Origin of the sequence: Rhizobium etli CFN 42, assembly GCF_000092045.1 — a bacterium.
Taxonomy (GTDB): Bacteria; Pseudomonadota; Alphaproteobacteria; order Rhizobiales; family Rhizobiaceae; genus Rhizobium; species Rhizobium etli.
On sequence record NC_007761.1, the window covers coordinates 1,917,822 to 1,930,370 of the forward strand.

Annotated in this window: 13 protein-coding genes and 1 tRNA gene; 9 read left to right on the forward strand and 5 right to left on the reverse strand. The window is 61.2% G+C overall.

The window, feature by feature from the left end; translation table 11 throughout:
• Positions 1 to 36: 36 nt before the first annotated feature.
• The gene (locus tag RHE_RS09355) at positions 37 to 909 is read right to left on the reverse strand and encodes an ATP-binding protein (protein ID WP_011425120.1); all 873 of its coding nucleotides are present in this window, start codon (positions 907 to 909) and stop codon (positions 37 to 39) included.
• A 203-nt stretch (positions 910 to 1,112) separates the two neighbouring features.
• Between RHE_RS09355 and yajC the strand changes: the two genes are divergently transcribed.
• The 5 genes from yajC to RHE_RS09380 all read left to right on the forward strand — a co-directional run bounded on the left by yajC (position 1,113) and on the right by RHE_RS09380 (position 5,823).
• On the forward strand, positions 1,113 to 1,460 hold the full coding sequence (gene yajC / locus RHE_RS09360) for a preprotein translocase subunit YajC (protein ID WP_011425121.1): 348 nt from the start codon (positions 1,113 to 1,115) through the stop codon (positions 1,458 to 1,460).
• A gap of 44 nt (positions 1,461 to 1,504) precedes the next feature.
• Positions 1,505 to 4,045 (forward strand): protein translocase subunit SecDF, encoded by a 2,541-nt coding sequence (secDF, locus tag RHE_RS09365; protein WP_011425122.1) that lies wholly within the window; start codon positions 1,505 to 1,507, stop codon positions 4,043 to 4,045.
• Positions 4,046 to 4,049: 4 nt separating this feature from the next.
• Entirely contained in the window at positions 4,050 to 4,436 is a 387-nt protein-coding gene (locus RHE_RS09370; RefSeq protein ID WP_011425123.1) for an Mth938-like domain-containing protein, read from the forward strand.
• A gap of 2 nt (positions 4,437 to 4,438) precedes the next feature.
• Entirely contained in the window at positions 4,439 to 5,284 is an 846-nt protein-coding gene (locus RHE_RS09375) for a phytoene/squalene synthase family protein (RefSeq protein WP_011425124.1), read from the forward strand.
• 71 nt (positions 5,285 to 5,355) lie between these two features.
• Entirely contained in the window at positions 5,356 to 5,823 is a 468-nt protein-coding gene (locus RHE_RS09380) for a hypothetical protein (RefSeq protein WP_020921137.1), read from the forward strand.
• 9 nt (positions 5,824 to 5,832) lie between these two features.
• Here RHE_RS09380 and trmFO read toward each other — a convergent pair whose 3' ends face one another.
• From trmFO to RHE_RS31565, 4 genes are all read right to left on the reverse strand, one after another.
• A complete protein-coding gene (gene trmFO / locus RHE_RS09385; RefSeq protein ID WP_011425126.1) occupies positions 5,833 to 7,266 on the reverse strand; it encodes a methylenetetrahydrofolate--tRNA-(uracil(54)-C(5))-methyltransferase (FADH(2)-oxidizing) TrmFO in 1,434 nt (477 codons plus the stop codon).
• Between the two features lie 105 nt (positions 7,267 to 7,371).
• A complete protein-coding gene (locus RHE_RS35065) occupies positions 7,372 to 7,515 on the reverse strand; it encodes a DUF1127 domain-containing protein (RefSeq protein WP_004678841.1) in 144 nt (47 codons plus the stop codon).
• Entirely contained in the window at positions 7,512 to 7,778 is a 267-nt protein-coding gene (locus tag RHE_RS33520) for a hypothetical protein (RefSeq protein ID WP_155249414.1), read from the reverse strand. Before RHE_RS33520 ends, RHE_RS35065 begins: the two co-directional genes overlap by 4 nt.
• A 39-nt stretch (positions 7,779 to 7,817) precedes the next feature.
• On the reverse strand, positions 7,818 to 7,964 hold the full coding sequence (locus tag RHE_RS31565; protein ID WP_004678838.1) for a DUF1127 domain-containing protein: 147 nt from the start codon (positions 7,962 to 7,964) through the stop codon (positions 7,818 to 7,820).
• A gap of 898 nt (positions 7,965 to 8,862) precedes the next feature.
• Here RHE_RS31565 and RHE_RS09390 point away from each other — a divergent pair.
• From RHE_RS09390 to tig, 4 genes are all read left to right on the forward strand, one after another.
• On the forward strand, positions 8,863 to 9,957 hold the full coding sequence (locus RHE_RS09390; protein WP_011425128.1) for a DUF2157 domain-containing protein: 1,095 nt from the start codon (positions 8,863 to 8,865) through the stop codon (positions 9,955 to 9,957).
• Positions 9,954 to 10,544: a GDYXXLXY domain-containing protein gene (locus tag RHE_RS09395; RefSeq protein ID WP_011425129.1), complete on the forward strand. Its 591-nt coding sequence runs from the start codon at positions 9,954 to 9,956 to the stop codon at positions 10,542 to 10,544. Before RHE_RS09390 ends, RHE_RS09395 begins: the two co-directional genes overlap by 4 nt.
• 153 nt (positions 10,545 to 10,697) lie before the next feature.
• Positions 10,698 to 10,782, forward strand: a tRNA-Leu gene (locus RHE_RS09400).
• A gap of 183 nt (positions 10,783 to 10,965) precedes the next feature.
• Entirely contained in the window at positions 10,966 to 12,450 is a 1,485-nt protein-coding gene (gene tig, locus RHE_RS09405) for a trigger factor (protein WP_011425130.1), read from the forward strand.
• The last annotated feature ends 99 nt before the right edge of the window (positions 12,451 to 12,549 follow it).

A 12,549-nucleotide genomic window follows, 5' to 3' on the forward strand; every position in this document is an offset into this window, starting at 1 on the left:
CATTTTGGACCGTCTTGTATCGAACCGGAGGCCTGTCTACGCGCGATCGATATGAACGCGCATGCGCCCCGCCAGATCCTGGATGTATTGCCAGGCAACGCGGCCCGAGCGCGCACCGCGCGTTGTTGCCCATTCTAACGCCTCGGCATGCAGCGTGTCGCGCGCGAGCCCCAGCTTGAAGTGATCGGCATAGCCGTCGATCATGCCGAGATAATCTTCCTGGCTGCATTTATGAAACCCGAGCCAGAGGCCGAAACGATCGGACAGCGAAACCTTCTCCTCGACGGCTTCGGACGGATTGATCGCCGTCGACTGTTCGTTTTCCATCATGTGACGCGGCAGCAGATGGCGCCGGTTCGACGTGGCATAGAAGAGCACATTGTCCGGTCGTCCTTCGACGCCGCCGTCGAGCGCCGCCTTCAGCGACTTGTAGGCGGTGTCGTCGTGATCGAAGGAAAGATCGTCGCAGAACACGATCACGCGGTAGGGCGTGTCCTTCAGAAGGTCGAGCAGGTTGGGCAGGCTGCCAATATCCTCGCGGTGAACTTCGACCAGCTTCAGCGCGACGCCACTTTCGCGCCTGACATCCTCGTGCACGGCCTTGACCAGCGATGATTTGCCCATGCCGCGCGCGCCCCAGAGCAAAACATTGTTGGCCCCATAACCTTCGGCGAAACGTACGGTATTTTCGTGAAGGATATCGCGCACGTGGTCGACGCCGCGGATGAGCTTCAGCGCCACCCGGTTGGGTTTCTTAACGGGCTGCAGATGCTGGCGGAGCGGCGCCCAAACGAAACAGTCGGCCGCGTCCCAGTCATTGACGGCGGGCGCCGGTCCGGCAAGACGCTGGACGGCATCAGCGAGCCGTTTCAGCTCGCCAAGCAGAGCGGTGTTGATTTCCTCGGTCATCGCAAGCTCCTGATTTCTTGCTGCAGCTATCCGCTTTATCTTTCGATGCGGGGTAGCATGGCGTTTTGCCGCCGGAAAGGTTATGAGGCAGCGGAATCGGTACTGTTTCCGGCTGTTTCTGTTGCATTCATCGAAGCGGCAACTATAGTCCGGCAACCTGAAAAACGAGGCGGAGTTCCGCCGCCAAGCCTGAGGAGTTTAGCATGTTCATCACCACGGCATTCGCCCAGAGTGCGACCGATACCGCAACCGGTTTCGGCGGCTCCGGCTTCGAAATGATCATTCTGTTCGTGCCGCTGATGGTCGTCTGGTACTTCCTACTGATCCGTCCGCAGCGCGCCCAGGCCAAGAAGCGCGAAGAAACCCTGAAGTCGATCCGTCGCGGCGACCAGGTTGTGACCGGCGGCGGTCTCGTCGGCAAGGTGACGAAGGTCGTCGACGACAAGGAAGTCGAAGTCGAGATTGCCGAAGGTGTGCGCGTGCGCATCGTCCGCAGTGGCATTTCGGAAGTTCGCGTCAAGGGTGAACCCATCAAGGCCGACGCGGCGTAACAAGCGATAGCGGCAAACCGCCGGATCGGAAGATCGTCGAGAGAATGTTGCATTTTTCCCGCTGGAAAACACTTCTGATTTGGCTGGTTGCGTTTGCGGCCGTCGTCATCGCTGCGCCCAATCTCCTGAGCGAGGCACAGCGTGCCTCGCTGCCGGACTGGCTGCGACACGATCGCGTGGTGCTCGGCCTCGATCTGCAGGGCGGTTCGCATATCGTGCTGAAGGTCGAGCGTTCCGATATCGCCAAGGATCGCCTGGAAGAGGCAGTCGCGAATGTGCGCAACGCGCTGCGCGGCGCCGGCATCCGCTATACCGGGCTGACCGGCAACGACCGAACCGTTAGTGTCCGGATCACCGATCCTGCTGAGACGCAGAAAGCGGTCGATCGTCTGAAATCCCTGACGACGACCGGCAGAGATTCCGCGCCTGGGCTCGCCCTGCAGGAGGGCGGCGAGGGGCAGCTTGCGCTGCAGATTTCCGACGCCGGCATTACCGCTGACGTTGCCTCCGCCCGGGCCCGCTCGCTCGATATCGTCGGCCGCCGCATCGCCGGATTTGGCTATGGGAATTTCCTCGTTCGTCCCGAGGGCGACGACCGGATCATCGTGCAGGTGCTGGGATCGGTCGATGCCGAGCGTCTGAAGAATCTCCTCAATCAGCCGGCCAAGCTTTCTTTTCATTTGATCGATGAAAGCATATCAGGGCAGGAGGCGCTGAACGGCCGCTGGCCGGCGACATCGCAGGTGCTCTATTCGCTGGACGATCCGCCGGTTCCCTATCTCGTCGATCGCACGGCTTTCGCCAACGCCGGCAACATGGTCGATATCCAGCCGGTCGTCGATCCGCAGACGCAGGATACCTCCATCGCCTATCGTCTCGATGCGGAAGGCACCAAACGGTTGGCTGAGGTCACGGGACAGAATATTGGCAAGCACCTTGCCATCGTCTTCGACGATCAGGTCATGTCGGCGCCGGTTATCGATGCCGCGATCACCAATGGTGAAGGCCGGATATCGGCGAATTTCTCCGAAGACGGTGTTCGCGACCTTGCCGTGATGCTGCGCGCCGGCGCCTTGCCGGCGACGCTGACGAGCGTCGAGGAGCGCAGCGTCAGCCCGACCTTCGGCGCCGATTCCATCTTTTCCGGCCTGGTTGCCGGCCTCATCGCCGTCGTATTGGTCGCAGCGCTGATGATCGCGCTCTACCGCATCCTCGGCGTCATTGCTATCGTTTCGCTCTTCTTCAATCTGATCCTCATTATCGCGGCACTCAGCCTTGCCGGCGCGACTCTCACCTTGCCCGGCATTGCCGGCATCGTGCTCATCGTCGGCATGGCGGTCGATTCGAACGTGCTGATTTACGAGCGCATCCGCGAAGAAGAGAAAACCGCCCATTCCTTTGCCGACGCCGTCGGTCGGGGTTTTTCGCGTGCCTTTGCGACGATCGTCGATGCGAATGTCACGATCTTTATCGCCGCCATCATTCTCTTTTTCCTCGGCAGCGAATCAATTCGGGGTTTCGCCGTGACGCTGGCGGTCGGCATTCTGACGACCGTCTTCACGGCATTCACGCTGACCCGCTCGATCGTCGCCGTCTGGCTGGCGCGGGGCCACCCCCGGCACCTGCCGAAAAGCTTCCTCACCCATCTCTTCGAGCACGCCAATATCCGGTTCATGGGGATCCGCCGCTATGTCTTCACGGCGTCGGCTGCGATCTCGCTGATCGCCATGGCGGCTTTTGCCACCGTCGGCCTGCAGCTCGGCATCGACTTCACCGGCGGCTCGCTCCTCGAGGTGACGGCGAAACAGGGTACTGCCGACATCGCCGATCTCAGATCGCGCCTTAACGATCTCAATCTCGGCGAGGTCGGCGTCGAGGGCACCGGCGGGCCGGCGAATGCGCGGATCCGCATCGCGTCCCAGGGCGGCGGCGAGAATGCCGAGCAATCGGCAGTGACGCTGGTGCGCGGCGAGCTCGAGACGGATTACGATTTCCGCCGCGTCGAGGTCGTCGGCCCCGCCATCTCGGGCGAATTGACGATGATGGCGACGCTCGGTGTCGCGGCCGCACTCGCGGCGATCCTGCTCTACATCTGGATCCGCTTCGAATGGCAGTTCGCCGTCGGCGCCATCATTGCCACACTGCACGACGTCGTCATCATCCTCGGTCTGTTCGTGCTGACCGGCATCGAGTTCAACCTGACGAGCATCGCCGCCGTTCTGACCATCGTCGGTTACTCCCTGAACGACACGGTCGTTGTCTATGATCGGATGCGCGAGAATCTTGAACGATACAGGAAGATGCCGCTGCCGATCCTGATCGATGCCTCGATCAATCAGACATTGTCGCGCACCGTCCTGACGGCGGCGACGACGTTGCTCGCCTTGCTGGCGCTCTATCTGTTCGGCGGCGACGTCGTCCGCTCCTTCTCCTTTACGATGCTCCTCGGAGTCGCTCTCGGCTCTTTCTCTTCGATCTATATCGCTGCTCCCGTGTTGATCGTCTTCCGGCTGCGGCCGGAGGCTACCGACGGAGAAGAGGGCAACAAGACGGATGCTGGTGTAAAATCCGGCACGGTGGTTTGAAAACATGGCAAAAGGCATAGAAATCCGCGCGGCGCATTTTCCGGGCCGGGCTCCGATCGACACCTACGGCAATGGCGGTTTCCGTTTTGCCGACATGTCGCATCGCGGCTCGATCCTTTGCCTGCCCTCCGGCATTTACGGCTGGGACATGGACATGTCGAAGCCGCTGTCGCCTGAAAACTTCCGCCGGGTGCTTGATGAGGCTGATGATATCGAGGTTCTGCTCGTCGGCACCGGAACCGAGCTTCGCCGTCTGCCCGAGGAATTGAAACAGGCGCTGAAGGCGCGCGGCATTTCTTCCGATCCGATGAGCACGGGTGCTGCGGTGCGCACCTTCAACATCATGCTGTCGGAGCAGCGCGCCGTTGCCGCGGCTTTGATTGCGGTCTGACGATGACGGAAACCAACCAGGACATCTGCCTGGCGATGCTGCGCGACAATGATCGCGACCGCTATCTTGCTTGCCTCCTCTCACCGGAGGAAAAGCGCGGCGCGCTTGCAGCCCTTTATGCCTTCAATGCTGAGCTTGCCCGCGTGCGCGATCTCGTGCATGAACCGCTGCCCGGCGAGGTGCGGATGCAATATTGGCGCGACCTGCTGGAAGGCAGCGCGCATGGTTCGACGGCGGCCAATCCCGTCGCCGCCGGCCTTCTGAACGCGATCGAAACGCATCGCCTGCCGCGCAAGACGCTGGTCGACATGATCGACGCTCGCACCTTCGACCTCTACGACGATCCGATGGAGACGCGGGTCTCGCTTGAAGGTTATGCCGGCGAAACGGCCTCCGCGCTGATCCAGCTCGCAAGCCTCGTGCTTTCGCCGGAGGAGGCCCCGCGATCGGCGGATGCCGCCGGCCATGCCGGCGTCGCACAGGCGATTGCCGGGCTGTTGCTGCTGATGCCGCTGCATCGCCGCCGCGGCCAGCTCTATATTCCGCTGCAGATCCTTTCCGCCACCGGGCTCGACCGCGACGCCTTCCTCGCTGGCGAAGACCGGTCGCACGTCTCCGCCGCCATCGAGGCCTTCGCTGGCCTTGGCCTTGAGCATCTGGCAAAGGCGAGAGGGGCGGGGTCGATTGCGCCGGCGGTGTTCCCTGCCTTCCTTCCCGCGACCCTGGCCGAACCGGTGCTCCTCAAGGCGCAGAGGCAGGGCGCTCTCCTGTTCGACCGGCCGCTGCAGTCGCCGCAATGGCGCCGCCAGCTCAGAATGGCGCTGGCAGCGAGCCGCCGGAAAATCTGATATCGGTCAAATTCGCGCAAGTCTCGCGCGCTACAAGATCCTCACCACTATGCTTTGAACGGAGACTCGGCGTGGGCATTATCGTCTGGTGCGTCCTTTTCGCCATCGTCATCTTCTTTGCTTTCGCAGCCACACGCATGGCTGCGCAGAACAAGGAGGACAGTCTGCACGACACGGGTCTGGCCATCATCGAGTTCGGCCGCGCCTTTCCCAACGAGGCGATCCGCCAGCTGCAGGCGACGGAAAACGGTCAGGCGATCTTCGTGCGCCTGCACGACAACAAGGCCGGCCTCATGCGCAACATGACACGCCATTTCTCCTGCCATCTGATCGAGCCCGGCCGTGTGCGTGCCGTAAGCACGGAGACGGGCAGGGGGTTGATGATCGAATTTCTGGATGCGCCTAGCCACAACGGCAGGTTCGAGTTTGCTTCGCCGAAGGAGGCTTCCGAAGTGGCGCTCTGGCTGCTCGGCAATTACATCGCCGAGCCGGATAGGGATCTGCCGTCCGATAGTATTTCCGCGGCCAACAAGCAGTAGACCGGCTGCTTAGGCTCTTTCGGCAAGGGTCCGTGTCTGACCGAGCCAGGCGGCGCAGTCTGCAAGCGCGCGACGTGCGATCAACTGCCGTTTCATGATCGTTTTGTCCTTGCCGCGAAAGCGCTTGACGCCCTCGGGCTTGACGATCGAGCCCGGCTCGAGCTCGGGAAACAGCCCGAAATTGATGTTCATCGGCTGGAACGACCTCTTGCCCGGCTCCTCGTCGGTGACGATATGCCCGCCGGTGATGTGACCGAGTAGCGAGCCCAGCGCCGTCGTCGCCGGCGGCAGCGAGATTGCTTCGCCCTTGCGTTCGGCGGCGGCGAAACGTCCGGCCATCAGCCCGACGCTGGCGCTTTCCACATACCCCTCGCAGCCGGTGATCTGGCCGGCAAAACGCAGGCCCGGCCGTGATTTCAGCGTCAGCGACGGATCGAGCAGGGTGGGGGAATTGATGTAGGTGTTGCGGTGCAGGCCGCCGAGCCGGGCGAATTCGGCATTTTCCAGGCCGGGAATCATCCGAAAGATTTCCGCCTGCGCGCCATATTTCAGCTTCGTCTGGAAACCTACCATGTTGTAGAGCGTGCCGAGCGCATTGTCCTGCCGCAGTTGCACGACGGCATAGGCCTTGACGGTCGGGTTGTGCGCGTTCGTCAGCCCCATCGGCTTCATCGGCCCGTGGCGCAGTGTCTCGCGGCCGCGCTCCGCCATGACCTCGATCGGCAGGCAGCCATCGAAATAGGGGGTGCCTTCCCATTCCTTGAAACCAACCGTGTCGCCTGCGATCAACGCGTTGACGAAGGCATTGTATTGCGCTTCGTCCATCGGGCAGTTGATGTAATCCTTGCCGGTGCCACCGGGGCCAACCTTGTCGTAGCGCGACTGATACCAGCAGATATCCATGTCAATGCTCTCTCGGTAGACGATCGGCGCGATAGCGTCGAAGAAGGCGAGCGAATCCTCGCCTGTCTCCGCCTGGATGGCGGCAGCGAGCGACGGCGCCGTCAGCGGTCCGGTCGCGACGATGGCGAGATCCCAATCGCTTGGCGGCAGGCCGGTGATCTCTTCGCGCATGACAGTGATGAGCGGGTGGTCGTGGATGGCGCGGGTCACGGCATCCGAAAAGCCGTCGCGATCGACGGCGAGCGCGCCGCCGGCCGGTACCTGGTGGCGGTCGGCAGCGGCCATGATCAGCGAGCCGGCCATGCGCATTTCCGCATGGATGACGCCGACGGCGTTGCTGGTCGCATCATCGGAACGGAAGGAATTGGAGCAGACGAGTTCGGCAAGACCGTCGGTCTTGTGCGCATCCGTGCCGCGCACGCCGCGCATTTCATGCAGAATGACGGGAACGCCCGCACTGGCGATCTGCCACGCGGCTTCCGAACCGGCAAGCCCGCCGCCGACGACATGGATAGGGGAGTAGGAGGAGATTATGTCCATTCCGGGCTGATATCATGTCGGCAGGTGCGATCCAACACCCCGGAATCAAAAACGGCGCCCCTGATGGCGCCGTCTTGAAACGTCGTGCCCGTTGCCAGACCGCGATTAGCGGAAAGAGCGGGATGCGATGTTGCGGATGTCGTAGCGGCTGACGCCGATATCGGACAGAGTCTGGTTCGACAGGCTGCCGAGTTCATTGAGCGTACGACGATAGCTGAGCCAGCTTTTTGCGATGCGGATCGGGTTCATTGTCTTCTTCCTCGAACAAATGTCCGCGGGACGGCGGGATCGCCTGTCTCTCTGCGGTTGATGTTTATATAGGCGATATCGGTCGCATTGTGCAGTGCAAATAAAAGGCGTCTGCCATGCAATTGTGCACGATGATGCTCGCAATTTGAGCGGTGAATGTTTTTTAAGCGGGCGGAAGAGAGCTGGGAAGCTAGCAACCGGAGCGGCAGTGGATTGCTTGCAAAAGAAAACGCCCGCTGGGATGCAGCGGGCGTTTCAATCATTGGCGGATCTGCTTGGGAGGAAGCGGCGATCGCCTTGAATTAGCGAGAAGAAGCCTCACGGGCAACGCGGTGGATGTCTGAACGGTCGATGCCGAGGTCATGCAATTCGCGGTTGGTCATGCGACCGAGTTCCGTGACGGTCTGACGATACTTGCGCCAGTTGTTGAAAGAGCGAGTGATGTTCATGTTAAGCCCCTTTCCGAGGGTTTGATCTGCCAGCAGCCACCGATCGGCGCTGACCTCTATTTGATGGCTGGAATATATGTTGCGGTGCGAAGAAGGAAAACAGACAAGTTTTCAGGTCACCTATGCGACGGATGCAATGCTTTACGCAAACTTACCGCAGTCTGGTCAACGAATAGGCAAAGTGACTTGAGCGAGTACTCGACCTTTGAGGCGGGTAGAGAGGCAGCGATGAGGAAATATCCGCCTTTGGCGGGTCATGCGCTGAACAGGCGGTTCGTCGCCGGTTCGACAGCCCGTCAGTCGTTGCGATGGCCCTGCGAAGCGGCGCGACCACGAATGCGACGCCGCGGCCTGATGCGAAGAAAAATCCGCTGGACTTGCTTTCCCAGCGCCACAGAGTAGCCCGCGACGGATGTGCTAACGCCTTGAGCTCACGCATTTTTCTGTCATTGCATAAAACGCCCGCCGGGGGAGGATCCGGCGGGCGCATTATAGCGACTGGCAACTGGGAGGAGGAGTGTTGCCAGTCCATCGCAGCGCGCTTGGGAGGAGGAGTGCGCGGCTGCGAATCTCGACACGGACAAATAATCCGCGGGCGTCCGGCAGTGCCGGGCCGGGGCGCCATCCCCGTGCTTCGATGTGTCGGTAAATAGTATGACTAATTGATATTTTGCAGTGCAATATTTACATGAGAGGCATGCAGATTGCGCATACCTAGTCCTTCATATGCGCATATTGGCAGTTCCGACGTTAGCGCCCGGTTAACACCTGACCCAAATTAGACCAATGAGGAATTTGCATATTTGGAGCCCAGGCGTTTGCGAAGCCGCCTGCTGCGTCTATAAATGTCGATAGCCGCAGCGCCGGAGCCAGCGTTGCGGAACTGAGGGGTGCAAGCATGTATCGCGGCAGATTGGAGCGGGATCTCTCGCTTTGGGTGGGCAAGGGTCTGCTTGGAGCGGAAACGGCCGGCGCGCTTCTCGCCGAATATGACAGTCGCCCGGCCAGCTTCAGCCTCGGCCGGGTGCTGATGGCGCTGGCGGCGGTGCTGCTTGCTGCTGCCGTTCTGCTGGTCGTCGCCTCCAATTGGGAGGCCATTCCGCGCCTCGTTCGCGTCGGCGCCATCCTCGCTCTGATCTGGGCGGTGCATATTGCCGCCGCCCTAATGCTCGCCCGCGGTGCGGCAGCCGCCGCAGGCGGACTGCTGGTCGTCGGCGCGATGAGCTTCGGTGGCGCGATTTCGCTGGTCGGGCAGATGTATCATCTCTCCGGCGATGAGCAGACGGTGATGTATCTCTGGTTCGCGATTGCGACGATCTCGGCAATTCTGTTCCGTTCGGGCGCGGTCGCCGTCGTCGCGGGCTTTCTCTCCTGGGCGTCCTTCGCCGTCTATCTCGAGAACAACGACACGCACTGGATCGGATTTGATCCTTGGATGGCGCCGATCATGGCGGTGATCACAGTCGCACTGGTCCGTTATACCGGTGCCGAGCGCGCCCGTCATCTCGCCTATCTGCTGCTGATCGGCTGGCTCGCTTGGCTCTACACTCTTTATGAGGAGATCGCCGTGGCGCTCGCCTTCGCGATCGGCGGCATGGCGGTGTTCTCGCTGACGGCTTTGCCGCACCCCCGTATCGCTTCCCTCGTCAGGAGTGCCGGCGCAGCGCCGGCCTTCTACAGCTTTCTCGTCGCCGCGATCGGCTTGCTGCTGCTGCATATCGAGATCGAGCAAGGCTGGCGACTGGTGGTGCTCGGGGTGGCGACGCTCGCCGCTGCCGTGCTGGCGATCGCCCTGCATGGCAGGGATAACGGGGCCGTGCGTTATCTCGCCTATACGACCTTTGCCGTGGAGATGCTCTATCTCGCCTCCGTCACCGTCGGCTCGATCCTCGGCACGTCGAGCCTGTTCCTGTTCTCCGGTCTCGTGGTGGCGCTCGTCGCCTGGATCGTCATCCGTCTCGAGCGGCGCTTTTCACAGGAGGCACGCGCATGAGCTCGTTGATGGCTAGGCTGCAATCCGGCAAGGGATATCTCATTTCGGCGATCATCGTCGCCGGCTTTCAGACCATGATCCTCGGCACGATCATCCAGAGCCGCGCATCGATCCTCAGCAACGGCGCTGAAGTCCTGCTGAAGACGACGCCGGTCGATCCACGCGATTTCCTGCGGGGCGATTATGTCGTCTTGAACTACGACATTTCCACCGTGCCGGTGGAGACGGTCTCCGGCGGCATTCCCGCCGAACCCGGCGAACGTACGCTGTGGGTCAGGTTGAAGAAGCAGCCGGACGGTTTCTGGACGGTGAGCGAATCGTCGTTCCAGGCGCTGCCGCCGCAGCCGGAGACGGTGATCCTGCGCAGCAAGCCTTTTTATAGCGGCGGGCTGGCCGCGGGCGACAGCATCCGGGCCGAATACGGCATCGAGCGCTATTATGTTCCGGAAGGTCAGGGCAAGCCGATCGAGGAGGCCCGCAACGATGGCAACGTCGCCATAGCGGTGCGCGTCTCGCCGGATGGAAGCGCGCAGATTCGCAGCCTGCTCGTCGACGGCAAGCCGGTTTACGACGAACCGCTTTACTGATCTCCGGAGCCTTCGGGCCAGGGCGGCTTTTGGGCCTTGAATAGCCTGTCATTGGACGTTCATTTTTCCTTTGCCTCGACCAAATCGGGTGATATAGAGACGCCGCGCTCCGGAAGGCCTCATGCGCAGGCATAGGCATGCGGTTCTGTGAACGCGGGTATGGTGAAATTGGTAGACACGCCAGATTTAGGTTCTGGTGCCGCAAGGCGTGGGAGTTCAAGTCTCTCTACCCGCACCAGGCTGTTTGCAGGGGGGCGACTAAGAAGTTAGTTATCCCTGATACCCGGAAGCAAATGCCGTTCCCCCTTGGGCGGAATGATGCAGGAATTGGGAAAAGCCACGCGCGGCACGCTGCCGGCGTCGTGCTCATAGAAACGAACGGCGTCTGGGCACGGCCGCCACGACATGAAGGTAGGAAGACATGCAGGTTATCGAAACGCTCGCTGAAGGGCTGAAGCGCGAAATCAAGGTCGTTATCCCGGCCAAGGACATGGAAGACAAGATGAATGAGCGTCTTGCCGACGTGAAGGACAAGATCCGCATCAACGGCTTCCGTCCTGGCAAGGTCCCCGCTGCTCACCTGAAGAAGGTTTACGGCAAGTCGATCATGGCCGACCTCGTCAATGAGATTGTCCGCGAACAGCCCGCCGCCATCCTGTCCAGCCGCGGCGAAAAATCGGCCACCCAGCCGGAAATCGCCATGACTGAGGACAAGGACGAGGCCGACAAGATCCTCACCGCCCAGCAGGATTTCGAATTCACGCTCTCCTACGAAGTGCTGCCGCCGATCGAGCTGAAGTCCGTCAAGGGCATCAAAGTCACGCGCGAAGTCATCGACATCTCGGATGACGAAGTCAATGAGCAGGTCCTGAAGGTTGCGGAAAGCGCCCGTTCCTACGAGAGCAAGACCGGCAAGGCCGCCAACGGCGACCGCATCACCATGGATTATGTCGGCAAGGTCGACGACGAAGCCTTCGAAGGCGGTACCGACCAGGGCGCCGAACTGGTGATCGGCTCCGGCCGCTTCATCCCGGGCTTCGAAGACCAGCTCGTCGGCGTCAAGGCTGGCGAAGAGAAGACCATCACCGTGACCTTCCCGGCCGACTATCCGGCCAAGAACCTTGCCGGCAAGGAAGCGACCTTCGACGTCACGGTCAAGGACGTCGCAGCCCCCGGCGCTGTCGAAATCAACGACGAACTCGCCTCCAAGCTCGGCATCGAATCCGCCGATCGCCTGAAGGAAATCGTCCGTGGCCAGATCGAATCGCAGTACGGCTCGCTGACCCGCCAGAAGCTGAAGCGTCAGATCCTCGACCAGCTCGACGAGATGTACAAGTTCGACACTCCGGCTTCGCTCGTCGATGCCGAGTACAACGGCATCTGGAGCCAGGTGAACAACGACCTCGCTCAGTCAGGCAAGACCTTCGAGGACGAAGACACCACCGAAGAGAAAGCGCGTGAGGAATACAAGACGCTCGCCGAGCGTCGCGTTCGCCTCGGCCTCGTTCTCTCCGAAATCGGCGAAAAGGCCGGCGTCGAAGTGACCGAAGACGAGATGCAGCGCGCCATCTACGATCAGCTTCGCCAGTATCCCGGCCAGGAAAAGCAGATCCTTGAATTCTTCCGCAGCCAGCCGGGTGCGGCCGCTTCGATCCGCGCGCCGATCTTTGAAGAGAAGGTCATCGATCACCTGCTGACCGAAATCGACGTCACCGACAAGAAGGTGACGAAGGAAGAACTGCTCGCCGAGGACGAAGGCGAAGCCAAGGCTGAAACCAAGAAAGCCGCCCCGAAGAAAAAGGCTGCCGCCAAGTCAGAAGCCGCCGAGGCTGGCGAAGGCGAGGAAGCCGCTCCGAAAAAGAAGGCTGCTCCGAAGAAGAAGGCTTCCGAGGACAGCGCCGAATAATCGCTTCCCGGTTCTGAAGTTTGAAAGGGCCCCGCCATCGTGCGGGGCCTTTTCTTTTTCGGCTGTCCGGCCTTTCATGGTTTATCCGCAGCAACAAAG